Genomic DNA, 21521 nt, shown 5'->3' on the forward strand with positions numbered 1-21521 from the left:
AGCGGCCAGTCCTTTGAATCAGGCCGTGGTGGCTGAGTGCGTGTCGGTGCGGATATCCAGCGGCGCGGAGGACCTCGACCACGACCCAGGTACGGAAAGCGTGCCCTCGAGACTCAGATCGCGGAGCTACGGGGTGGGCGGGCTGGAGTCTCCCGCAGAAGTCAGCGGAGCTCGCAGGGTCTCCGATCGGACAGTGCGGGAAGATGAGTATGGCCGGGTCTACCTGTCCCTGCGCGTTGGCTCGTAGGACCTGCCGTCGCTTCTACGAATGAATGACGCCAGAGGCGAACCAGGCGCGTGCGGTGGCCTCTGCCTCGTCGGGCAGATCATCGAGGAAGACCACAGCCAGGCCGTGTCGGGCTCGTGAGCAGCTGACGTAGAAGAGGTTGCGCGAGCGCTGGAAGCGGTCCGTGGAGTCGGTGCCCGCGAGCATTTTGCTGATGCTGTACATGTCCCAGAGGCGATCGTCGATGACGACGACTACATTTTCGAACTCGTCACCCTTAACACCGTGTTGGGTCGAGAACGGCGTCTGCTCGTCGATGAAGCGTGTGACGCTGGCGTCACCGCAAGGTCACTAACGACCTGGACGCGGGGGGGAACCCCACGGAAGTCTCGGTCAATGTGAGGCACTACTCGCTGGGCTCCACCCTGGCCCAGTACGGCAAGCACCGAGGTGAAGGGGTCCACAAGCCGACATTCGGGACGGCTCGGCGTATCGGGCTGGCTAGGATCACGTGAGGCGTCTGGCCCGCTGGTCACGCGTTGGTCGCGCTGGTTACGGAATCTGCGCAAAACCCCAGGTCATGGCCCTAAAACCGAGGCAACGGCCGGGGCCGCCACCCCCCACAGGAGAGGCCCCGGCCGTCGCGCGGCACGGGCCGCGCGGCGGCCCGTATTCTCTACAGCGCCGTGAGTGCGTTTTCTGTCACACCCGAGTGCGTCACGAGTCAGTTGCATGTTCTACGGACATGGACGAGCGGCGGTTTCAGGTCGTAACGTGCCTTTCGCGCCGGACGGCCAAGCGGGCAGACCACCGCAACGACCTGCGGTCCACGAACCGCGAACCATCGACCGAGGAAACCACGACGTGGGGGACGACGCGGAGCTGACAGCCGCGGTGCTCGCGGCACAGGACGGGTGCGAGACCGCGTTCCGGACTGTGTACCGCACGGTGCACCCGCGGCTGCTCGGGTACGTACGCACACTCGTCGGCGATCTCGACGCCGAGGACGTCGCCTCCGAGGCCTGGCTGCAGATCGCCCGTGACCTGGAACGGTTCAGCGGGGACGCGGACCGTTTCCGTGGCTGGGCCGCCCGGATCGCCCGCAACCGCGCCCTGGACCTCATACGCATGCGCGGCCGCCGTCCCGCGATCGGCGGCGACGAGACCGAGCTGACCGGCCGGGCCGCCGAGTCCGACACCGCAGGCGAGGCCATCGAGGCGCTGGCCACCGGCCGCACCCTCGACCTCATAGCCCGGCTGCCGCAGGACCAGGCCGAGGCCGTCGTACTGCGGGTCGTCATGGGCCTGGACGCCAAGACGGCCGCCGAGACGCTCGGCAAACGGCCCGGCGCGGTACGTACGGCCGCGCACCGCGGCCTGAAGAAGCTCGCCGAACTGCTCGGCGAGGATCCGGAGATGGCCGACGTGCTCGACGCACTGCCGCCTCAGCGTGGAACGCGCTCGCGCCCGGTGACGTCCGCAGGTGTGACGCATGTGCGCACGCGGACGCAGAAGGACATGTGATGGCCGACAAGCAGGACAGGTGGCTCGACCGCGAAACGGCGGAGCGTCTGCTGCGCGGTGAATCACCCGGCCACGCTCTCGACGGCGCGGCCGGCGAACAGGCCGAACGGCTCGCGAGGACGCTGGGCGCGCTGTCCGCGCTCGCCGCCGAGCCCCTGCCCGCCGACGACGAACTCCCCGGCGAGGCCGCGGCCCTGGCCGCCTTCCGCAAGGCCTACGCGGACCGCGCCGACACCGTCAGCCCCATCGACTCCGTCAGCCCCGCTCCGGGTGCGGCGCTTGTCGTCGATGCCGGGCTCGTTCGTATCGGTGGTGGTCGGGGGCGGGAGGGGGCCGGGAGACGCGCGCGGTGGAGTCGGCCCGCGCAGCTCGGGCTGGCCGCCGTGCTGGCCGTCGGGATGGTCGGCGGGGTCGCGGTCGCGGCGGGGACCGGTGTGCTGCCGACCCCGTTCGACGACGCGGAACCGGTGTCGCCCGCCGTCTCGGCGCCCGCGCTTCCCGAGGGTCCGCTCGTCTCCCCGGCGCCGGACGCCTCGGGCGACGACGCGTCCTCGCCGGCACCGGACGACGACGACCCGGGCGACACAGGCAGCGAGGCCGCGGGCGAGGCCGGGAAGGGGGACGGAAACGCCGACGACCATGCCTCCACGGCCCCGGATCTCCGTGGCACCTGGCCGGCCGGCGTGACCTCGTCCTGCCGCGACCTGGGCGCCGGCAAGACCCTGGACACCGACCGCCGCCGCATCCTGGAGAACCTGGCGGGCGGCTCGCAGCGCGTACCGAAGTACTGCGCGGGCGTCCTCGACGGCACCACCCTCCCCGGGAACTCCCGCGGCGACGACCGCACCGGGAAGGGCTCCGGGAGGGGCTCAGGGAAGGGCACGGGGAAAGACACCTCCGACCGGGGCACCGGGCAGGGCCAGGGCGGGTCCGGACAGAGCGGTGGCAGCGGCGACGGCGATGACGACAGCGGCGGTGATCGCGGTAGTGACCGTGGCGGCCATGACGGACGTCACGGCGGCGCCTCCGCTGGGAGCGGCGGGAACGGTGGAAGCGGTGGAAGCGGCGGCTACGGTCAGCGCCGTCACTAGATGGTGAACCACCGGACGGAGACGTCGTCGCCCGAGGTCTGCAGCGTGAGCTTGCACCGGTCGGTCGGCGTCACTCCGTCGCCCTGGACCGGGAAGCCGGTGAACTCGATCCAGGCGATGCCGCTGTCCCCGTCGCCCCACGTGATCGTGCCCTGTCCGCTGAACGCGCCGCTCCCCGAGGTGTCCTCCACGGTGGCCGTCAGTGTGTTGGCCGTGCCCTTGGTGTTCTCGACCTGGATGTCGACGGTGAGCCCCAGCCCCGGCACACCGGGACTGGACTGGGGCTGATCCTCCACCGGAGCCAGGCTCCCGACGTTGAAGGAACTTCCGAGCCCGGTGGAACTGGTGCCGCTGACCGGTTGAACGGTCACGTTGTTCGCCAGGGTTGCCGAGACCGTAGCCATGACGCCGCCTCCTCGAAGGAGCCCAAGCAGGAGCCCCAGGAGCCCAACAGAAGTCCAACCAGCCTCTTCCACAAGCGTGTCGCAGCCCGCGCACGCCTGCAACTCGGCTCCGCCCCGGCTCCGTTTGCACCCCACCGGTAGCTCCGGAAGCATCGTGAGCCCATCGCACCGAGGAGAGCCGTCATGGCAGACGAGACCGACCTGACGCCGACGCTCGACGAACTCGTCGCGGATTCCCCCGAGTTGGGGACCGCCCTGCAGCCCGACGGGATCGAGACCTCCGGCGAGGTCCAGATGTTCCCGTTCCCCTTCTGCTTCCGCTACAGCGGACGCCCGTGGCAGTCGACGTTCATCAACGCCCCCGGCCCGGGCGAGGCGGGCATGACCGCCGACGGCATCGTCGGCATGCTCAACATGGCCGCCGTACGGAAGGGCTACCAGGCGCTCTTCTCCGTCACGGGCGGCAGCTGCCCCTAGGCCGAACCCGGACCCGGACCCGGACCCGGACCCGGACCCGAACCCGAACCTGGAACTGGAACAGGCCTGACCTGCGGCTTCGCAGATCGCCGAAGTTTTTTCGGGGCGGGTGTGACGTTTTCGGCGGCCGGGGCGCAGTAACAAGTGAGCCGACTGGTCATCGGCCCTTGCACTGAGCCGGGGTTCCCCCCGTACCTACGGCTCGTGCGCTCGGCGCGGGCGGGACACGTTCCCCCGGTCCCGCTCGCGCCCTCAGCTTCCACCGGGCCGGGCCCCTGCCGGGCCGAGCGCCGCCTACCAGGACACGACGACCTTGTCGCCGTTCCTCACCTGCGCGAAGAGATCCGCGATCGCCGTCTCGTCCCGGACGTTGACGCAGCCGTGCGACGCGCCGGCGTAGCCGCGGGCCGCGAAGTCGGCCGAGTAGTGCACCGCCTGCCCGCCGCTGAAGAACATCGCGTACGGCATCGGCGAGTGGTAGAGCGTCGACACGTGGTCGCGGGACTTCCAGTAGACGTGGAACACACCCTCCCGGGTGGGCGTGTACTGCGAGCCGAAGCGGACCGACACCGTCGACACCGTCCGGCCGTCGATCATCCAGCGCAGGGTCCGGGTCGTCTTGTCGATGCACAGCACCCGCCCGGTCAGACACCGGGGATCGGGCGCGGCGGCGGGCTGACCGCCCATCAGATACAGCTCCCACTCTCCCGGTTCACGCGTCATCCCCAGCAGCCGCCGCCAGGTGACGGTGTCCGTCTTCCCGGTCCTCGGCAGCCCGCGCTTGCCCTGGAAGCCCTTCACCGCCTCCTCGGTGGGGCCGTCGTACGTGCCCGTGGGGCCGGCGTTGAGCCAGGCGACCTGCCGCAGCCGGGCCTGGAGCTCGCGGACCTCGCGCCCGGTGTCGCCGTGCGACCACAGGACGGCGGCGGGCGGGGCACTGGCGGGGGCACTGGTGGGGGTACTGGTGGCGGCCGGGCCGCCGCTCGGCCTGTCGTCGGTGGTGGCCCCGGCCGAGGACGAGGCCGACGGCGGGCGTACGGGCCCGTCCGTGCCGTCCGTCGTCGGGGCCTGCACGCTACAGCCGCCGCACACCGTCACCAGGGCTGTCACCAGAGCCGCCGCGACGGCCGGGACGGCGATCGATCTCCGCATCCGCATGCCTGAGATGTTCCCCCCGGATGACGCCTCGCGAACGGACCGGCATTGTGGTGAGCGGGACCGCAACCACAGGTTCGCCCGGCGGGAGGCATGACACCCATGGCGCGTGAGTCGCACAGGGCGCGTGAGTCGGAGTCCGGACTGCCCATCGAGCCCGTGTACGGGCCGGCGGACCTGGCGGGCTGGGACCCGGCCGAGAAGCTGGGCGAGCCGGGCGCGTACCCGTACACCCGGGGCGTCTACCCGTCGATGTACACCGGCCGTCCCTGGACCATGCGCCAGTACGCGGGCTTCGGCACGGCGGCGGAGTCCAACGCCCGCTACCGGCAGCTCATCGCCGACGGCACGACGGGCCTGTCGGTCGCCTTCGACCTGCCCACCCAGATGGGCCACGACTCCGACGCCGCGATCGCGCACGGCGAGGTCGGCAGGGTGGGCGTCGCCGTCGACTCGGTCGAGGACATGCGGGTGCTGTTCGGCGGGATCCCGCTGGACAGGGTGTCGACGTCGATGACGATCAACGCGCCCGCCGCCCTCCTGCTGCTGATGTACCAACTGGTCGGCGAGGAGCAGGGCGTGCCGGCCGGCCGGCTCACGGGCACGGTCCAGAACGACGTCCTGAAGGAGTACATCGCGCGCGGGACGTACATCTTCCCGCCGAAGCCCTCCCTCCGGCTGACCGCCGACATCTTCAAGTACTGCAAGACCGAGATCCCGAAGTGGAACACGATCTCGATCTCCGGCTACCACATGGCGGAGGCGGGCGCGTCCCCGGCGCAGGAGATCGCCTTCACGCTGGCGGACGGCATCGAGTACGTCCGTACGGCGGTGGCGGCGGGGATGGACGTGGACGACTTCGCGCCCCGGCTGTCCTTCTTCTTCGTCGCGCGGACGACGATCCTCGAAGAGGTCGCCAAGTTCCGTGCGGCCAGGCGCATCTGGGCGCGGGTGATGCGGGACGAGTTCGGCGCCAGGAACCCGAAGTCGTTGATGCTGCGCTTCCACACGCAGACGGCGGGCGTCCAACTGACGGCCCAGCAGCCGGAGGTGAACCTGGTCCGGGTCGCCGTCCAGGGTCTCGCGGCGGTCCTCGGCGGCACCCAGTCCCTGCACACGAACTCCTTCGACGAGGCGATCGCGCTGCCCACGGACAAGAGCGCGCGCCTCGCCCTGCGCACACAGCAGGTGCTCGCCTACGAGACGGACGTGACGGCGACCGTCGACCCCTTCGCCGGGTCGTACGTCGTGGAGCGGATGACCGACGACGTCGAGGCGGCGGCCGTCGGGCTGATGCGCAGGGTCGAGGATCTCGGCGGCGCGGTGGCGGCCATCGAGCACGGTTTCCAGAAGAACGAGATCGAGCACAGCGCGTACCGGATCGCCCAGGAGACCGACTCCGGCGAGCGGGTCGTCGTCGGCGTCAACCGCTACCGGCTCGACGCGGAGGAGCCGTACGAGCCGCTGCGGGTGGACCCGGCCATCGAGGCCCGGCAGGCCGCCCGCCTCGCCAGGCTCCGCGCGGAACGCGACCAGTCGGCGGTGGACACCGCCCTGGCCGCCCTGAAGCAGGCCGCCGAGGGCACGGACAACGTCCTCCACCCGATGAAGGCCGCCCTGCGGGCCCGGGCGACGGTGGGCGAGGTGTGCGACGCCCTCCGGGGGGTTTGGGGGGCTTATGCGCCGTCGGATGCCTTCTGACCTGGGCGATTCCTCCGTACGGGTGATCGGGGGCGGAAATCGCACGCTCCCGGTTACGCTCATGAAGAGTGACCCCCGAAAAGGAGGATGCCGTGGCTGTACTGCAACACGAGCTGACGTTGGGCGAAGCCGCCGACCTGCTCTCCCGTGCACTGCCTGGGCACCGCGTGGAGATTCTCCAGGGGAGGCTCACTGTGACACCGCCGCCGGACGGCTCGCATGCGCTGTCGTTGACTTGGCTCATCGAAGCATTCGGAGGCGCTGGGGCCCGGAAAGCTGGGCTCAGGTACGTCCAGGGCATCGGCCTGTGGCTGCCCACGGTGGCCGAGGACTACTCGATCCCCGACTTCTCCGTCGTGGACGAGGACTTCCGTGACGCCCTCGTCCAGAAGAACTGCTACGCCCCCAACGTCTTCCGCCTGGTCGTCGAAGTGACGTCCTCGAACTGGTCCGACGACCTTGGCCCCAAGGTCGAGTGCTACGCCGAGGCCGGAGTTCCCGTCTACATCGTGGTCGACCGCAAGCACGACGAAGTGCTCGTCCACCAGAACCCGATCGACGGGAAGTACGACGTGCCTCAGCGCTACAAACGAGGCCAGTCCGTGCCTGTCCCCGAGTCCGTCGGCGTCGCTCTCGACCTCTCCGTGGACACCCTCCTGGACGGCGACGACTGACTGTCGTACCCCCGTGCGACACTCGTCCCCATGTTCGGCGTCATCGATCTCCCCACCTACCTCGCAGGTCTCGTCCTGATCGTCCTGCTTCCCGGGCCCAACTCGCTGTACGTCCTTTCCGTCGCCGCCCGGCGCGGGATACGGGCCGGGTACACCGCCGCCGCCGGGGTGTGGTGCGGGGACTCCGTGCTGATGACCTTGTCCGCGGCCGGGGTCGCCTCTCTGCTCCAGGGCAACGCCCTGCTGTTCGGGGTCGTGAAGTACGCGGGGGCCGGGTATCTGACGTGGCTGGCGGTCGGGATGCTGCGGGCCGCGTGGGGGATGTGGCGGGCTCGGGGGGAGCACGGGGAGCGGGGCGGCGTCGAGGAGGCGTCCGGTGCCGGGGCCGAGGAGCGGGCCTTTCGGCGGGCGTTCGTCATCAGCCTGTTCAATCCCAAGGCGATCCTGTTCTTCGTCGCCTTCTTCGTGCAGTTCGTCGACCCGGGGTACGCGTACCCGGCGGTCTCGTTCGTCGTGCTGGGCGCGTTCGCGCAGGTCGCGAGCTTCCTCTATCTCACCGCGCTGATATTCGGCGGGACGCGGCTGGCGGGTGCCTTCCGACGCCGGACGAGACTGGCGGCCGGCGCCACCTCCGCCGCCGGGGCGTTGTTCCTCGGCTTCGCGGTGAAGCTGACGTTGGCGAGTGCCTGACCCTCAGGCGCCGACACGCGCCCGGTACTCCTCCATCCCCTCCATCCCGTCCATCCCCGCCTCGGACTCGCCCGCCCAGCCCACGTAACCGTCCGGGCGGACCAGGAACACCCCTTCCTCCAGCGTCAGTTCAGTCCAGTCCGGGCCCCTGAGGGGGTCGAAGAGACGGACGCCGTCCACCGTGAGGTCCGGGACGCGGTCCCCGGCGCGGAGGGAACGCGGGGTCCGCCTGGTCTCCTCGCTCAGTGGCGAGTGCCGGTAGTTCAGGCCCAGTTGGCGGGTGGTCGTGCCGCGACGGGCCTCCTGGCGGTGGATCGCCGTCGACAGGCCGAGGACGTACGCGGCCACCGGACGGCACTCCTCCTCGTAGGTGTCCAGCAGCGCTTCCGGCGCCCGCCCGGCCAGCACCGCGCCCAGCTTCCACCCCAGGTTGTAGGCGTCCTGGACGCTGGTGTTGAGGCCCTGGCCGCCTGCGGGGGAGTGGACGTGGGCCGCGTCGCCGGCGAGGAAGACGCGGCCGGCGCGGAAGCGGTCCGCCAGGGCCGCGCGGGGGCGGAAGTCCGAGGACCAGGGCGTCGAGCCGCTGCCCGACGAGCGGCGCGAGGGGTACGACGTCGGGGAGCGGGCCCGGCTGATGAGTGACTTCCCGCTGGCCGCACGGGCGGGCGCGGAGATCTTCGCCGACTACCACCGGCACTTCGAGGTGGAGGCCGATGCCGCCGATGAAGAACGCCGCGTACTCGGGCATCAGCACCAGGTCGAGCAGCGGCTCGCGCGCCGCCTGCGCGAAGAAGACCTGGACACCGAGGCAGCCGTAGGCGGCGAACTGGTGCAACGTGGGGAACTGGAGCCGCGGCGAGCTGCCCCACGCCCGGGTGACGTCGCCGCCGCGGCCCGCGTAGTGGTAAACCGCCACCATCAGCGCGGCGACCAGCCGCAGCCCGTCCAGGGCCCGGAGCCGGCCCTCACGGCGCGCCGGTGACGGCGCTCCCGCAGCGGGGTGCGCCGGTTGCTGCGCCTTGGCTCGCAGCGCCCTCGCCGTACCCCCGGCCGTCGCGCTGCGTGGCGGAATCGCTGCGGGGCGGTGATGATTCCGGGACCGGTCCCGCTACGGGTCCCGCTCCTTGGACAGGCACGGCGTGCCATGTGTGGTCCGTGGTATCCGTGAAAGACAGGAAGAAGTGTGGGCGCCGATTGAAAAATCGGCGAAGTTTACCCATCCTCAATAGCAGCCATGCGCCGCGCGGCCGACTTTTCTTCGCCTGACGGGTTGAAGTTTTGTTGATCGTAGGTCGGTTGACCGCTCCGGCGTCCTACCCTTCAGAGGGTGAAGAACCTGATGTTCCGAGAGTCCGAGGCCGATCCTTCAGGGGAAGACGCGCTCCCCGGTGCCCAGCCGGTCGCCCTTCCCGGCACCCTGCCGGAGGCGCTGCGCGCGGAACTCGTGGCCTTCCGCCGCGACCTGCACATGCACCCCGAGCTCGGTAACCAGGAGTTCCGTACGACGGCCGCGATCAAGGCCCGCCTCGAGAGGGCGGGGCTGAAGCCCCGTGTGCTCGCCATCGGGACCGGCCTCATCTGCGACATCGGGGCGGTGGGCGGACAGGACGGCGGGGCCGACGGCGTTCCCGTGCTCGCGATGCGCGCCGACATCGACGCGCTGCCCATCCCGGACACGAAGATCGAGAGCGCGTACCGGTCCACCGTGCCCGGCCGCGCGCACGCCTGCGGCCACGACGTGCACACCACCGTCGTCCTCGGCGCCGGTCTCGTCCTCGCGGAACTGCACCGGCAGGGGCGGCTGCCCCGGCCCGTGCGGCTGATCTTCCAGCCCGCCGAGGAGGTGCTGCCCGGCGGCGCCGCCGACGCCATCGAGTGCGGGGCGCTGGACGGCGTCGGCCGGATCATCGCCGTGCACTGCGACCCGCGCGTCGACGCGGGCCGGGTCGGGCTGCGGGCAGGCGCCATCACCTCGGCCTGCGACCGGCTGGAGATCTCCCTCGACGGCCCCGGCGGCCACACCGCCCGCCCCCACCTGACGACCGACCTCGTCACCGCCGCCGCCCGGGTCGTCACCGACGTCCCCGCGCTGGTCGGCCGGCGCGTCGACACGCGTGCCGGGCTCGCCGTCACCTGGGGCCGGATCGAGAGCGGGCACGCGCCGAACGTGATCCCGCAGCACGCCGAGCTCTCCGGGACCGTCCGCTGCCTGGACCTCGAGGCGTGGCGGCAGGCCCCGGACATCGTCGTCGCGGCGATCGACGAGGTCGCCAACCTGCACCGGGCCAAGTCGGAGATCAACTACGTGCGCGGCGTCCCGCCCGTCGTCAACGACGCCGACGTCACCGGGCTGCTGCGGGACGCCATGGTCGCCCGGCGCGGCGAGGCGGGCGTGGAGGGCACCGAGCAGAGCCTCGGCGGCGAGGACTTCTCCTGGTACCTGGAGCGGGTGCCCGGCGCGATGGCCCGGCTCGGCGTCCGCACCCCCGGCGAGCGCACCGTCCGCGATCTGCACCAGGGCGACTTCGACGCCGACGAGTCGGCCATCACCGTAGGCGTGGAGCTCTTCACGGCGGCAGCGTTGCTGGACGCGGCGACCCGCGACGAGTAGACGAGTAAGCGAGGCCACCGCACGCGAGGCCACTGACACAAGGGGATGAAGGGCGGGCGCCGGAAAGGTGCCCCTTCATCCCCCTGTGTCACCGGCCCGTAATCCCCGGGCCACGCCTGTAACCCAACCCCGGCACGAATCGATAACGGCCGAGGGAAACCCCGTTCCCCTCCCCTTCTACGCGCGTTACTGTGCGCCGGAATCGCCACCGGGAACGGCTCGTCGGGGAAGGCCTTCCGGAACGGCGTCACCAAGGGGAAAGCGGGCCGGTCACGGTGCCGTGGGGACGAAGGGGTGCTTGCTATGCGTCGTAACTCTCGGATCTCGCAGAGAACCAGATTCTCCCGGGCGGCGGTGGCCGTCGCGGTCGTCGCACTCGCCGCCGCGGGCTGCGGCAAGTCCAGCACCGACTCCAAGGCCACCGACACGGAGTCCGGCACGTACTCGGGCAAGGGCATCGGCCTCGCGTACGACATCGGCGGCAAGGGCGACCAGTCCTTCAACGACGCCGCCTACGCCGGTCTGCAGAAGGCCGAGAAGGAGTTCAAGATCGGCGGCCAGGACATCGAGCCGCAGGACGGCGAGTCCGACGCGGACAAGGTGCAGCGCCTGACCCAGCTCGCCCAGTCCGGCCACAACCCGGTGATCGGCGTCGGCTTCGTCTACGGGCCGGCCGTCAAGGAGGTCGCCGCCAAGTTCCCGAACACCACCTTCGGGATCATCGACGACGAGACCGTCCAGGCGAAGAACGTCGCCGACCTGGTCTTCCACGAGGAGCAGGCCTCCTACCTGGCCGGCGTCGCCGCCGCCAAGGCGAGCAAGAAGGCGCACATCGGCTTCATCGGCGGCGTGGACATCCCGCTGATCCACAAGTTCGAGGCCGGGTACGTCCAGGGCGCCAAGTCGGTCAACCCGAAGATCAAGATCGAGTCGCAGTACCTGACGGAGACCCCCCAGGAAGGCGGCTTCTCCAGCCCCGACAAGGGCAAGGACGCGGCGAGCGGCCAGATCGAGGCCGGCGCGGACGTCCTGTACCACGCGGCCGGTCTGTCCGGTCAGGGCGTGATCACCGAGGCCGCCGCCAAGAAGGTGTGGGCCATCGGCGTCGACTCCGACCAGTACAGCCAGAGCGCGCTGGCGGCGTACAAGGACTACATCCTCGGCTCGGCGCTGAAGAACGTCGGCGGCGCGGTCTACGACCTCGTGAAGTCCGTCGTCGACGGCAAGCCGCTGTCCGGAGTGGTCCGCGGCAGCCTCGCCAACGACGGCGTCGGCTTCGCCGACACCAACCCGAAGTACAAGGCGATGACGGACGTCGTCGCCGCCGTCGACAAGGCCAAGAAGGCCATCATCGACGGCACGGTCACGGTCAACACCAAGTAACCACTGAGTAACGCGCCCCAAGCACCCGCACCACCCCCCGGCTACGCCCTTACGGGCGTCCTTGCAGCCCATGCGCCCCTTGCCTCCCGCAAGGGGCGTTCTGCTGTCCGTAACCTGGGCTCCATCTGTGGCCACAGCTCGGTAACGGACCGGACAGAAGGGTTTTTCCGTCTGGTCTACGCGCGTTACGCTGCGGCGGAACCAGCGCCTGGTTTGGGCGCTTGCACAAAGGAGTCTCGTTCCATGCGCCGGGTGTCCCGAATCGCAGTCGCGAGTGTTGCCACCGCAGCCCTCGCCGTGACTGTTTCCGCTTGTGGAAGCTCGTCCACGTCGTCCTCCTCCTCCAACAGCAGCGCCAAGAACCTGGGCCTCGCGCTCGCGTACGACGTCGGCGGCAAGGGCGACCAGTCCTTCAACGACGCCGCGACGGCCGGCCTGGACAAGGCCGACAAGGAGTTCGGCTACAAGTCGACCGCGGTCGAGCCGCAGGACGGCGAGTCCGACGCGGACAAGGTGCAGCGCCTGGAGAGCCTTGCCAAGCAGGGCTACAACCCGGTGATCGGCGTCGGCTTCGCCTACGCGCCGGCCGTCAAGGAGGTCGCGGCCAAGTACCCGAAGGTCACCTTCGGCATCGTCGACGACGACCAGATCAAGGCCGACAACGTCGCCGACCTCGTCTTCCACGAGGAGCAGGCCTCCTACCTCGCCGGAGTCGCCGCCGCCACGGCCACCAAGACCAACACCGTCGGCTTCGTCGGCGGCGTGGACGTGCCGCTGATCCACAAGTTCGAGGCCGGCTTCAAGCAGGGCGTCGAGGACACCAAGAAGGGTGTCACGGTCAAGTCGCAGTACCTGACCGAGACCGCCGCCGAGGGTGGCTTCTCCAGCCCCGACAAGGGCGAGAGCGCCGCCGAGGGCCAGATCGACGCCGGTGCGGACGTCGTCTACGCCGCCGCCGGCCTGTCCGGCCAGGGTGTCATCAAGGCCGCCACCGCCCACAAGGTCTGGGCCATCGGCGTCGACTCCGACCAGTACAAGCAGGACGCGCTGAAGGCGTACCAGGCCTCGATCCTCACCTCGGCCATGAAGAACGTCGAGGGCGCGGTCTACACGCTGGCCAAGTCCGTCAAGGACGGCAAGCCCGCGACCGGCGTCGTCCGCGGCAGCCTCGAGAACGGCGGCGTGAGCGTGTCGGACTCGAACCCCGCGTTCGCGAGCAACGCCGCGATCCAGGACGCGATCAAGAAGGCCGAAGCGGGCATCAAGGACGGCACCATCAAGGTGAAGACCTCCTGACCGCACGGACCGTACGGTGCTGAACCGGTCAGAGGCATTGGCCAAGGGTGCGCTGTAATGGCAGCGTTACGACCACGGAACGGGGCGCGGAGAGCATGTCTCCTCGTGCCCCGTTCGCGCGGCAGAATGCTCGGAACGGATCGAGACGTGATCGGGATCGCCCCCAGGGCGACTATCAAGATCATTAATGGTCGATTCGATCCGGGCACTATTTAAAGCAGGGGCGCTACGCGCGTAGAGCGGCCCCTTTCCCAAGGAGTGTGCGCCATCGACGCGTCCAGCAGCCCTCCGCTCACCGCACAGTCGACGATCGCGGTAGAGCTGGCGGGGATCACCAAGCGCTTCCCCGGTGTCGTCGCCAACCACGACATCCACCTCGCCGTCCGCAAGGGCACCGTGCACGCCCTCGTCGGCGAGAACGGCGCCGGCAAGTCGACGCTGATGAAGATCCTCTACGGCATGCAGAAGCCGGACGAGGGCACCATCGCGATCGACGGCGAACAGGTGAGCCTCTCCAGCCCCGCCGACGCCATCGCGCGCGGCATCGGCATGGTCCACCAGCACTTCATGCTGGCCGACAACCTGACCGTGCTGGAGAACGTGGTGCTGGGCAGCGAGAAGCTGTACGGCATCGGCGGCAACGCCCGTAAGAAGATCAAGGAGATCTCCGACCGCTACGGGCTCGGCGTGCGCCCCGACGCCCTGGTCGAGGACCTCGGTGTCGCCGACCGGCAGCGCGTGGAGATCCTCAAGGTCCTCTTCCGCGGCGCCAAGACCCTCATCCTCGACGAGCCGACCGCCGTGCTCGTCCCGCAGGAGGTCGACGCGCTCTTCGACAACCTGCGCGAGCTGAAGTCCGAGGGCCTGTCCGTCATCTTCATCTCCCACAAGCTGGGCGAGGTGCTGTCCGTCGCCGACGACATCACCGTCATCCGGCGCGGCACGACCGTCGGCACCGCGGTCCCCGCCGAGACGACCCCGCGTCAGCTCGCGGAGATGATGGTCGGCAGCGAACTGCCCACCCCGGAGACCGCCGAGTCCACGGTCACCGACAAGCCGGTCATCCAGGTTTCCCACCTCACCGTGTACGCGAGCGGCGGCGCCTCCCTGGGCGTCGAGGCCGAGCCCGTGGGCCCCGGCTCCATGGTCGAGGCGGCCGGCGAGGTCAAGAAGGCCCTGGACGACGTCAGCTTCACCATCCACGCCGGCGAGGTCATGGGCATCGCGGGCGTCGAGGGCAACGGCCAGACGGAACTGATCGACGCCCTGATCGGCACCAAGAACGCCGACTCCGGCACGATCGCCTTCCTCGGCGAGGACATCACCCCCTGGAGCACCCGCAAGCGGCGCGAGTCCGGCGTCGGCTACATCCCCGAGGACCGCCACCGCCAGGGACTGCTCCTGGAGGCCCCCCTCTGGGAGAACCGCATCCTCGGCCATGTCACCGAGGCCCCCAACGCCAAGGGCTTCTGGCTGAACATCAAGGGCGCGCAGGCCGACACCCGCCGGATCGTCGAGGAGTTCGACGTCCGCACCCCCGGCATCGACGTCACCGCCGCCTCGCTGTCCGGCGGCAACCAGCAGAAGCTGATCGTCGGCCGCGAGATGAGCCACAGCCCCAAGTTCCTGATCGCCGCCCACCCCACCCGCGGGGTGGACGTCGGCGCGCAGGCCCAGATCTGGGACCGCATCCGCGAGGCCCGCCGCGAGGGCCTGGCCGTGCTGCTGATCTCCGCCGACCTCGACGAGCTCATCGGCCTGTCGGACACCCTGCGCGTGATCTACAACGGCACCCTGGTCGCGGACGCGGACCCCGCCACCATCACCCCGGAGGAGCTCGGCTCCGCCATGACCGGCGCCGCGTCCGGTCACCTGGAACACGTCGAGGAAGTCGGCGCCGAAGACGGCACCGAAGCCGGTCCGGAGGACGAGGCCCGATGAAGAAGTTCGACAAGGAGCGCGTGCTCCTCGCGGTGGCCGGCCCGGTCATCGCGCTCGTCGCGGCGATCCTGCTGACCTCGGTCGTGCTGATCGCCTCCGGCAAGAGCCCGATCGAGCCGTACACGCTCATGCTGGAGCAGGCCGGCTACTCCGACGTCCAGGTCCTGATCGTCAACCAGGCCTCGATGTACTACGTCGCCGCCCTCGCGGTCGCCATCGGCTTCCGCATGAACCTGTTCAACATCGGCGTCGACGGCCAGTACCGCCTCGCCGCGATGATGACCGCCGTCGTCGGCGCGAACATCGCCCTGCCGTCCTTCCTGCAGATCCCGCTGCTGCTCCTGGTCGGCGTCCTCACCGGCGCGTTCTGGGCCGGCATCGCGGGCGTCCTGAAGGTCACCCGGGGCGTCAGCGAGGTCGTCGCGACGATCATGCTGAACGCGATCGCCACCAGCGTCATCGGCTACCTCACCCTCGACAACATGTGGGGCGTGCAGGTCGGCAACAACAACACGACCGGCGTCATGAAGGACTCCGGCTGGGTCCCCGGCATCGACCTCGGCGCGGACGTCGGCGAGATCTACGGCCTGGTCTTCCTCGCCATCGCGCTCGGCGTCGTCTACTGGATCGTCCTCAACCGCACCCGCTTCGGCTTCGACCTGCGCGCCACCGGAGAGTCCGAGACCGCCGCCGCGGCCTCCGGCGTCGACGCCAAGAAGATGGTCCTCACCGCCATGCTGATCTCCGGCGGCATCGCGGGCCTGTCCGGCCTGCCCCTGCTGCTCGGCGACGCCCACACCTACAGCCTGAGCTTCCCCACCGGACTCGGCTTCACCGGCATCACCATCGCCCTGCTCGGCCGCAACAACCCGGTCGGCATCGCCTTCGCCGCGCTCCTGATCGCCTTCCTCGACAAGGCCTCTCCCGCCCTCGACTACGCGACCCCGGTGGCGTACGAGAAGGAGATCGCCACGATCATGCAGGGCCTGATCGTCTTCGCGGTCGTCATCTCGTACGAGGCCGTACGCCAGTGGGGGCTGCGCCGCCAGCAGAAGCGCGTCGGCGCCGAGCTCGCCGCCGCCGCCCAGAACTCCAAGAAGGAGGTGACGGTCTGATGAGCACCACGACCATCGCCAAGCCGAAGGCGAAGCGGCCCGGCAAGGGCGGCCGCCGTTTCTCGCTCCCCGTCCTCCTGCTGATCATCGCGGCCGTCCTGGTCCTGGCCTCGGCCGTCCGCCTCATCACCGGCGCCGACGGCATCACCTCCACCGGCCAGATGTCCACCGCGCTGCGCCTCGCCGTCCCGATCGGCCTCGCCGGTCTCGGCGGTCTGTGGGCCGAGCGCGCGGGCGTCGTCAACATCGGCCTCGAGGGCATGATGATCCTCGGCACCTGGTTCGGCGCCTGGGCCGGCTACCAGTGGGGTCCGTGGACGGGCGTCGTCTTCGGCATCATCGGCGGCGCGCTGGGCGCCGTCCTGCACGCCGTCGCGACCGTCACCTTCAACGTGAACCACATCGTCTCCGGTGTGGCCGTCAACATCCTGGCCCTGGGCGTCACCCGCTACCTGTCGAAGTTCACCTTCGAGAACGCCGCCGGCGGCTCCTCCAAGCAGTCCCCGCCGATCGACTCGCTGGGCACCTTCGACATTCCCGGGCTGTCGAGCTGGCTGGACACGCTCAACGAGAAGCACTGGTTCCTGATCTCCGACATCGCCGGCCTGGCCGGCGGTCTGATCACCGACCTGTCGCCGCTGACCGTCGTCGCCGTCGCCCTCGTCCCGGCCACCTGGTGGGTGCTGTGGCGCACCGCGTTCGGCCTGCGCCTGCGCTCCTGCGGCGAGAACCCGATCGCGGCCGAGTCCCTCGGCGTCAACGTCTACAAGTACAAGTACATCGCCGTGATCATCAGCGGCGGCTTCGCGGGCCTCGGCGGCGCGTTCCTGTCCATCGTCGCCTCGAACGTGTACCTGGACGGCCAGACCGCCGGCCGCGGCTACATCGGCCTCGCCGCGATGATCTTCGGCAACTGGATGCCGGGCGGACTGGCGCTGGGCGCGGGCCTGTTCGGCTACACCGACAGCCTCAACCTGCGCGGCGGCACCACCAACGTCCACGCGCTGATCCTGCTGCTCGCGATCCTGCTGGTGTTCGGCGCGGCCTACCTGGCGTGGCAGAAGAAGTACGTCCCCGCCGTCATCACCGCGCTGATCTCGGCCCTGATGTTCGTCTGGTACGTCGGCACGGACGAGGTTCCGCGCCAGGTCGTGACGGCCGCCCCCTACGTCGTCACCCTGCTGGTGCTGTCGCTGTCCGCGCAGTCCCTGCGGATGCCCAAGGCGGACGGCATGCCGTACCGGAAGGGGCAGGGCAAGTGACCCCGGCCGCGGCGCCGGCCGCCCCGGTCGACTGGGACGCGCTGCGCGAGCTGGCCCGCGAGGCCATGTCCCACGCGTACGCCCCCTACTCGGGCTATCCGGTCGGGGTCGCGGCCCTGGTGGACGACGGCCGCACGATCTCCGGCTGCAACGTCGAGAACGCCTCCTACGGGCTCGGCCTGTGCGCCGAGTGCGGGCTGGTCTCGGAGCTGCACCGGACCGGCGGCGGCCGGCTCACCCACTTCACCTGCGTGGACGGCCGGGGCGAGATCCTCGTCCCGTGCGGCCGCTGCCGCCAGCTGCTGTACGAGTTCGGCGGCCCGGACCTGCTGCTGGAGACACCGGCGGGGATCCTCCCGCTGTCTCAGATGCTCCCGCAGGCCTTCGGCCCGGACCACCTCACCAGGTAACTCCCGCCCGGCCCCTCTGACTGGCGCAGAGGGGCCGCGCACTTTACGAACGTCTGCTTTACGAACGTCTGCTTTATGAACGTCTGAAGGAAAGGCATGGCCATGGACGCCGTCTCCGTCATCCGCACCAAGCGGGACCGCGGTGAGCTCAGCGACGAGCAGATCGACTGGGTCATCGACGCGTACACCCGCGGCGAGGTCGCCGACGAGCAGATGTCGTCGCTCGCGATGGCCATCCTGCTCAACGGCATGAACCGCGCCGAGATCGCCCGCTGGACGGCCGCGATGATCGCCTCCGGCGAGCGCATGGACTTCTCGTCGCTGTCCCGCCCGACCGCCGACAAGCACTCCACGGGCGGCGTCGGCGACAAGATCACGCTGCCGCTGGCCCCCCTGGTGGCGGCCTGCGGCGCGGCGGTCCCCCAGCTCTCGGGCCGGGGCCTCGGCCACACCGGGGGCACCCTGGACAAGCTGGAGTCGATCCCCGGCTGGCGCGCCCTGCTCTCCAACGAGGAGATGCTGTCGGTGCTGGACGGCACGGGCGCGGTGATCTGCGCGGCGGGCGACGGCCTGGCCCCCGCCGACAAGAAGCTCTACGCCCTGCGGGACGTGACCGGCACGGTCGAGGCGATCCCGCTGATCGCCTCCTCGATCATGTCGAAGAAGATCGCGGAGGGCACGGGCTCGCTGGTCCTGGACGTGAAGGTGGGCACCGGCGCCTTCATGAAGACGCTGGCCGACGCCCGCGAGCTGGCCTCGACGATGGTCGGCCTGGGCACGGACCACGGCGTGAAGACGGTGGCGCTCCTGACGGACATGTCCACCCCGCTCGGCCTGACGGCGGGCAACGCGCTGGAGGTCCGCGAGTCGGTGGAGGTCCTGGCGGGCGGCGGCCCGGCCGACGTGGTGGAACTGACCCTCGCCCTGGCCCGCGAAATGCTGGACGCGGCCGGCGTGCGCGACGCCGACCCGGCGAAGGCCCTGGCCGACGGCTCGGCCATGGACGTCTGGCGCCGCATGATCGCGGCCCAGGGCGGCGACCCGGACGCCCCCCTCCCCACGGCGAGGGAACAGCACGTGGTGAAGGCGTCCGCCTCGGGCGTCCTGACCCGCCTCGACGCCTACGACATCGGCATCGCGGCCTGGCGCCTGGGCGCGGGCCGCGCCCGCAAGGAGCACCCGGTGCAGGCGGGCGCGGGCGTCGAACTCCACGCCAAGCCCGGCGACACGGTGACCGAGGGCCAGCCCCTCCTGACCCTCCACACGGACACCCCCGAGCGCTTCGACTACGCCCTCCAGGCCGTGACGGGCTCTTATGACGTCAGCACCCCGGGATCGACGTTCAACGCGTCCCCGGTGGTGCTGGAACGTATCGCCTGACCTGCGCTTTCCTTGCCTTCTTCGGCTTTTCCCCTCATCAGGGTGAACGGGACCGGTGGATCGCCGCCGGTCCCGTCCGCCTTGTTGGATGGCGATCATGAGCACGCACTTCGGTGACCACCCCCGAACCGGCGACGACCGGGCCGAGTGGAACGAGTGGGACGAAGCGGTCTGGGTCTGGCGCCACACCGTCGTCCCCAAGGGCTGCCGGGCGGAGATCATCGACGGCCTGGTCTCCGTGACACCCGTCTCGGCCGGCACCGGCCACGCCATCGCGGAACGCGTGACCCGCTCCCTCTACGAGGTCATCCCGGACACCTGGGGCGTCTACCAGTGGCTGGCCACAGCCGTCCCGTCCCGTCTGGGCCTCTACGTCCCGGACCTGGTCGTCCTCCCCCGCGCCCCGGGCACCGGCGCGGACGCCGACGACCACGTACCCGCGGCAGCGGCCCGACTGGTCGTGGAGATCACCTCGAAGGCCACAGCCCACAACGACCGCGTGAAAAAACCCGCGGGCTACGCCGAGGCAGGCGTCCCCCTCTACCTCCTCATCGACGCCCTGGCCCCGGAAGGCCCGACCGTCACCCTGTACGGCGAACCCGAGGACGACACCTACCGCCTCCTGAACACCCACAGTTTCGGCGAGGCGATCCACCTACCAGAGCCGTTCGGACTGGCTCTGGACACGGCGAGCTTTCCGGCTCCGACGAGAGTTCTGTAGGACCTTCAGGAGCTCTCAGTCCATCTCGCGGAGCATGCAGTCGTACAGCGGTGCCTCGTCCCACGCACGGGACACACCGACGTTCCGGTACCCCCAGGTGGTGTAGGCAGCCTGCGCCGACGAGGGCACCAGAGCGTCCTGCGACTTGTCTCCGCTATGCGGCTTCGGCTTCACGTGAAACGGCTGGGACATCGGCCCGTGCAACGGGCACCAGCGCGGCCCACGCCAGGACCTCGACCAGGTGCTCGGCCAGTAGCCCGACGTGGGGATCAGGCTGGACAAGCGCGGTCGCCTGGCCGCGGGCAGTGCGCTCTGCGGCCCATTTGTGGTCGAAGGGTGTGAAGTCGTCGTCGATCCAGATGGCGGGCGCGTCGCCGAGCCAGGTGTCGACGTGGTCGCGTTTCCACAGGTACCCGTTGGGGTGGCTCGTGGTGATCTGCGGGCGTGGGAGGTCGACGTAGGGCAGGGCCGGGAGGTCGAGGAGCGGGCCGATGAGCGTGCTGGCGTCCTGACGCCAACTGGTGCACCACACGGGGGTGATCAGACACGTCAGGATCACCTGCATCAGCAAGGGGCCGTGCGCAGGGTTGAGCCAGACGGGGACCGGGTCGTCGGCGCTTCGGTCCGTGGGCACGACGTCGTGCCGGTTGTGGGTTGTCGGACTGGCTCCGTCAGCGTCCGGGAAGGGTATGAGGACGCCGTCGACGTCGAGGAGCAGGTAGGGCGTGCGCATCGGTTTCTCCCAGGGGAGCCGGGGTGGGGGTCAGAGTTTGTGCGCGGTGATCAGCAGGATCGTGGGCCAGCGGCCACCGTGGCGGGCGTCGTGGAACTCCTGTGCCGAGGCGAGCCGGAGGCCGGCGCGGTCGAGGTGTCTCTCCCAGCGGTCGGCGTCGAAGTCCCAGCGGGCGATGGGTAGTCGGGTGCGGTCGGGGAGGGTGACGTAGTCGCGGCTGGGGCGGTCGTCGGTTGAGGGGCGCCTGCCGCCGCGTTGGGGGTGGGGGACGGAGAAGGCGAGAGTGCAGCCGGGCTTGAGGTGTTGGGCGACGGCCGGGAGCAGAAGTTCGGGGGCTACGAGGCCGACGGCTCCGAAGACGGAGTAGATGGCGTCGAAGTGTTCGTCGGAGGCTTGCAGGTAGTGCAGGGCGTGGCCGGCGGCGAAGGTGAGGTTGTTCAGCCGGCCGTAGTGCGAGCGGGCTCGGCGGACCTGGAGGCCGACGAGGTCGACGCCGGTGGTCTGGGCGCCGTAGCGGGTGGCGAGGTGGGCGGCGTTGTGGCCGGGGCCGCAGCCGAGTTCCAGCAGTCGCTTGCGGCTCAGATCAGGGCCGAGGATTTCGGCGCCGGGGCCGCTGCCGGGCCGCGTGGTCCATTCCATCCGTGCGGGTACGGTCAGCGGTTCGGCGGGGCTGGCCGTTGTGCGCTGGAGAGCGTGGACGTACCAGGGGGACGCCTGGGCGAGCACG

The 21521-nt window shown here is 70.2% G+C and carries 20 protein-coding genes and 3 pseudogenes; 16 read left to right on the forward strand and 7 right to left on the reverse strand.

Going from position 1 to position 21521, the window contains the following annotated elements:
- Nucleotides 1–262 precede the first annotated feature (262 nt).
- On the reverse strand, nucleotides 263–451 hold the full coding sequence (locus OG352_RS27045) for a hypothetical protein (RefSeq protein WP_329220424.1): 189 nt from the start codon (nucleotides 449–451) through the stop codon (nucleotides 263–265).
- Nucleotides 452–1090: 639 nt separating this feature from the next.
- Between OG352_RS27045 and OG352_RS27050 the strand changes: the two genes are divergently transcribed.
- Together OG352_RS27050 and OG352_RS27055 are read left to right on the forward strand one after the other, a co-directional pair.
- On the forward strand, nucleotides 1091–1750 hold the full coding sequence (locus tag OG352_RS27050) for an RNA polymerase sigma factor (protein ID WP_329220425.1): 660 nt from the start codon (nucleotides 1091–1093) through the stop codon (nucleotides 1748–1750).
- Entirely contained in the window at nucleotides 1750–2841 is a 1092-nt protein-coding gene (locus tag OG352_RS27055) for a hypothetical protein (protein WP_329220426.1), read from the forward strand. Before OG352_RS27050 ends, OG352_RS27055 begins: the two co-directional genes overlap by 1 nt.
- Here OG352_RS27055 and OG352_RS27060 read toward each other — a convergent pair.
- A complete protein-coding gene (locus OG352_RS27060; protein ID WP_329220427.1) occupies nucleotides 2838–3245 on the reverse strand; it encodes a hypothetical protein in 408 nt (135 codons plus the stop codon). The two genes, OG352_RS27055 and OG352_RS27060, sit on opposite strands and share 4 nt — an antisense overlap.
- Before the next feature lie 183 nt (nucleotides 3246–3428).
- Here OG352_RS27060 and OG352_RS27065 point away from each other — a divergent pair, with 183 nt between their 5' ends.
- Nucleotides 3429–3722, forward strand: a complete 294-nt coding sequence (locus OG352_RS27065; protein WP_329220428.1) for a hypothetical protein — start codon at nucleotides 3429–3431, stop codon at nucleotides 3720–3722.
- A gap of 294 nt (nucleotides 3723–4016) precedes the next feature.
- On the opposite strand, the gene OG352_RS27070 is transcribed toward OG352_RS27065, so the two are convergent.
- The gene (locus tag OG352_RS27070) at nucleotides 4017–4880 is read right to left on the reverse strand and encodes a L,D-transpeptidase family protein (protein WP_329220429.1); all 864 of its coding nucleotides are present in this window, start codon (nucleotides 4878–4880) and stop codon (nucleotides 4017–4019) included.
- A gap of 99 nt (nucleotides 4881–4979) precedes the next feature.
- On the opposite strand from OG352_RS27070, the gene OG352_RS27075 reads away from it, so the two are divergent.
- From OG352_RS27075 to leuE, 3 genes are all read left to right on the forward strand, one after another.
- Nucleotides 4980–6578 carry an acyl-CoA mutase large subunit family protein gene (locus OG352_RS27075; protein ID WP_329220430.1) on the forward strand — a complete coding sequence of 533 codons (1599 nt, stop codon included), beginning with the start codon at nucleotides 4980–4982 and terminating at the stop codon, nucleotides 6576–6578.
- A 92-nt stretch (nucleotides 6579–6670) separates the two neighbouring features.
- Complete coding sequence (locus tag OG352_RS27080) at nucleotides 6671–7252, forward strand: Uma2 family endonuclease (RefSeq protein WP_329220431.1); 582 nt, start codon at nucleotides 6671–6673, stop codon at nucleotides 7250–7252.
- A gap of 30 nt (nucleotides 7253–7282) precedes the next feature.
- The gene (gene leuE / locus OG352_RS27085) at nucleotides 7283–7942 is read left to right on the forward strand and encodes a leucine efflux protein LeuE (RefSeq protein WP_329220433.1); all 660 of its coding nucleotides are present in this window, start codon (nucleotides 7283–7285) and stop codon (nucleotides 7940–7942) included.
- A 3-nt stretch (nucleotides 7943–7945) separates the two neighbouring features.
- On the opposite strand, the pseudogene OG352_RS27090 reads toward leuE, so the two are convergent.
- Nucleotides 7946–8512, reverse strand: a pseudogene (locus tag OG352_RS27090) (FAD-dependent monooxygenase); the annotation flags it as partial.
- On the opposite strand from OG352_RS27090, the pseudogene OG352_RS27095 reads away from it, so the two are divergent.
- Nucleotides 8493–8645: pseudogene (locus tag OG352_RS27095) on the forward strand (TetR family transcriptional regulator); the annotation flags it as partial. The pseudogenes OG352_RS27090 and OG352_RS27095 overlap by 20 nt on opposite strands.
- Before the next feature lie 84 nt (nucleotides 8646–8729).
- On the opposite strand, the pseudogene OG352_RS27100 reads toward OG352_RS27095, so the two are convergent.
- Nucleotides 8730–8972: pseudogene (locus tag OG352_RS27100) on the reverse strand (acyltransferase family protein); the annotation flags it as partial.
- Nucleotides 8973–9281: 309 nt separating this feature from the next.
- Here OG352_RS27100 and OG352_RS27105 point away from each other — a divergent pair.
- The 9 genes from OG352_RS27105 (at nucleotide 9282) to OG352_RS27145 (ending at nucleotide 20061) form a co-directional block, all read left to right on the forward strand.
- Nucleotides 9282–10553, forward strand: a complete 1272-nt coding sequence (locus OG352_RS27105) for an amidohydrolase (protein ID WP_329223986.1) — start codon at nucleotides 9282–9284, stop codon at nucleotides 10551–10553.
- A 303-nt stretch (nucleotides 10554–10856) separates the two neighbouring features.
- Nucleotides 10857–11936, forward strand: a complete 1080-nt coding sequence (locus OG352_RS27110; protein ID WP_329220434.1) for a BMP family lipoprotein — start codon at nucleotides 10857–10859, stop codon at nucleotides 11934–11936.
- Nucleotides 11937–12179: 243 nt separating this feature from the next.
- Nucleotides 12180–13232, forward strand: coding sequence for a BMP family lipoprotein (locus OG352_RS27115; RefSeq protein WP_329220435.1), 1053 nt, complete (start codon nucleotides 12180–12182; stop codon nucleotides 13230–13232).
- A gap of 267 nt (nucleotides 13233–13499) precedes the next feature.
- Nucleotides 13500–15173 (forward strand): ABC transporter ATP-binding protein, encoded by a 1674-nt coding sequence (locus tag OG352_RS27120; RefSeq protein WP_329223987.1) that lies wholly within the window; start codon nucleotides 13500–13502, stop codon nucleotides 15171–15173.
- A complete protein-coding gene (locus OG352_RS27125) occupies nucleotides 15170–16288 on the forward strand; it encodes an ABC transporter permease (RefSeq protein WP_329220436.1) in 1119 nt (372 codons plus the stop codon). The genes OG352_RS27120 and OG352_RS27125 overlap by 4 nt, the downstream gene beginning before the upstream one ends.
- A complete protein-coding gene (locus tag OG352_RS27130) occupies nucleotides 16288–17550 on the forward strand; it encodes an ABC transporter permease (protein ID WP_329220437.1) in 1263 nt (420 codons plus the stop codon). Before OG352_RS27125 ends, OG352_RS27130 begins: the two co-directional genes overlap by 1 nt.
- Nucleotides 17547–17960 carry a cytidine deaminase gene (locus tag OG352_RS27135; RefSeq protein WP_329220438.1) on the forward strand — a complete coding sequence of 138 codons (414 nt, stop codon included), beginning with the start codon at nucleotides 17547–17549 and terminating at the stop codon, nucleotides 17958–17960. Before OG352_RS27130 ends, OG352_RS27135 begins: the two co-directional genes overlap by 4 nt.
- 96 nt (nucleotides 17961–18056) lie before the next feature.
- Nucleotides 18057–19340, forward strand: a complete 1284-nt coding sequence (locus OG352_RS27140; RefSeq protein WP_329220439.1) for a thymidine phosphorylase — start codon at nucleotides 18057–18059, stop codon at nucleotides 19338–19340.
- Between the two features lie 97 nt (nucleotides 19341–19437).
- Nucleotides 19438–20061: a Uma2 family endonuclease gene (locus OG352_RS27145; protein WP_329220440.1), complete on the forward strand. Its 624-nt coding sequence runs from the start codon at nucleotides 19438–19440 to the stop codon at nucleotides 20059–20061.
- Nucleotides 20062–20215: 154 nt separating this feature from the next.
- Here OG352_RS27145 and OG352_RS27150 read toward each other — a convergent pair whose 3' ends face one another.
- The gene (locus OG352_RS27150; protein ID WP_329220441.1) at nucleotides 20216–20794 is read right to left on the reverse strand and encodes an HAD domain-containing protein; all 579 of its coding nucleotides are present in this window, start codon (nucleotides 20792–20794) and stop codon (nucleotides 20216–20218) included.
- Nucleotides 20795–20824: 30 nt separating this feature from the next.
- Complete coding sequence (locus OG352_RS27155) at nucleotides 20825–21520, reverse strand: class I SAM-dependent methyltransferase (protein ID WP_329220443.1); 696 nt, start codon at nucleotides 21518–21520, stop codon at nucleotides 20825–20827.
- Between the last annotated feature and the right edge of the window lies 1 nt (nucleotide 21521).

Source organism: Streptomyces sp. NBC_01485, from assembly GCF_036227125.1.
In the GTDB taxonomy this organism is placed as follows: Bacteria; Actinomycetota; Actinomycetes; order Streptomycetales; family Streptomycetaceae; genus Streptomyces.

Coding starts and splice junctions, on each gene's coding strand:
- OG352_RS27045 (WP_329220424.1), bottom strand. CDS start 451: ATGTACAGCATCAGCAAAATGCTCGCGGGCACCGACTCCACGGACCGC.
- OG352_RS27055 (WP_329220426.1), top strand. CDS start 1,750: ATGGCCGACAAGCAGGACAGGTGGCTCGACCGCGAAACGGCGGAGCGT.
- OG352_RS27060 (WP_329220427.1), bottom strand. CDS start 3,245: ATGGCTACGGTCTCGGCAACCCTGGCGAACAACGTGACCGTTCAACCG.
- OG352_RS27065 (WP_329220428.1), top strand. CDS start 3,429: ATGGCAGACGAGACCGACCTGACGCCGACGCTCGACGAACTCGTCGCG.
- OG352_RS27070 (WP_329220429.1), bottom strand. CDS start 4,880: ATGCGGATGCGGAGATCGATCGCCGTCCCGGCCGTCGCGGCGGCTCTG.
- OG352_RS27075 (WP_329220430.1), top strand. CDS start 4,980: ATGGCGCGTGAGTCGCACAGGGCGCGTGAGTCGGAGTCCGGACTGCCC.
- leuE (WP_329220433.1), top strand. CDS start 7,283: ATGTTCGGCGTCATCGATCTCCCCACCTACCTCGCAGGTCTCGTCCTG.
- OG352_RS27105 (WP_329223986.1), top strand. CDS start 9,282: ATGTTCCGAGAGTCCGAGGCCGATCCTTCAGGGGAAGACGCGCTCCCC.
- OG352_RS27110 (WP_329220434.1), top strand. CDS start 10,857: ATGCGTCGTAACTCTCGGATCTCGCAGAGAACCAGATTCTCCCGGGCG.
- OG352_RS27115 (WP_329220435.1), top strand. CDS start 12,180: ATGCGCCGGGTGTCCCGAATCGCAGTCGCGAGTGTTGCCACCGCAGCC.
- OG352_RS27125 (WP_329220436.1), top strand. CDS start 15,170: ATGAAGAAGTTCGACAAGGAGCGCGTGCTCCTCGCGGTGGCCGGCCCG.
- OG352_RS27130 (WP_329220437.1), top strand. CDS start 16,288: ATGAGCACCACGACCATCGCCAAGCCGAAGGCGAAGCGGCCCGGCAAG.
- OG352_RS27140 (WP_329220439.1), top strand. CDS start 18,057: ATGGCCATGGACGCCGTCTCCGTCATCCGCACCAAGCGGGACCGCGGT.
- OG352_RS27145 (WP_329220440.1), top strand. CDS start 19,438: ATGAGCACGCACTTCGGTGACCACCCCCGAACCGGCGACGACCGGGCC.
- OG352_RS27150 (WP_329220441.1), bottom strand. CDS start 20,794: ATGCGCACGCCCTACCTGCTCCTCGACGTCGACGGCGTCCTCATACCC.